Source organism: Streptomyces alkaliterrae, assembly GCF_007097205.2.
Lineage (GTDB): Bacteria > Actinomycetota > Actinomycetes > Streptomycetales > Streptomycetaceae > Streptomyces > Streptomyces alkaliterrae.
Genome location: NZ_VJYK02000744.1, coordinates 1 through 403, shown reverse-complemented (window position 1 = coordinate 403; position 403 = coordinate 1). Strand labels below are relative to the sequence as shown.

Genomic DNA, 403 nt, shown 5'->3' with positions numbered 1-403 from the left:
ATAGATGTCCGTCCACGGGCCCAGCTCGTTGTGCTTGCGGTACAGCTCCGGTGCGGCAAAGCCCGGCGTGTACATCGGCTGGAAGCGCGAGGCTTCGGCGGTGAGCGTCTGCCGTGCAGCGCCGAAATCGAGCAGGATCGGCGAAAAATCTTCGCGCAGGTAGATATTGCCGGGCTTGATATCGAGGTGCAGCAGCTTGTGGATGTGGACTTCGCGCAGCCCGCTCATCAGGTCATGGAAGACCTGGCGGATGAAGCGCTCGCGCAGCATCTTCAGCTTGCCTTGCTGGCGCGCGGTGAGGATGTGTTCCTGCAGCGTTTTACCCTGCTCATACGTCATCACCATATAGACGGTGCCGTTTTCCCGAAAGAAATTGAGCACGCGCACGATGGCAGGGTGGGAA

At 59.8% G+C, this 403-nt stretch carries 1 protein-coding gene; it reads right to left on the bottom strand.

Annotation, left to right across the window (positions count from 1 at the left end):
- Window positions 1–390, bottom strand: a 390-nt coding sequence (locus tag FNX44_RS30205) for a serine/threonine protein kinase (RefSeq protein ID WP_500274223.1), incomplete at its 3' end; no start/stop codon positions are given.
- Window positions 391–403: the final 13 nt, after the last annotated feature.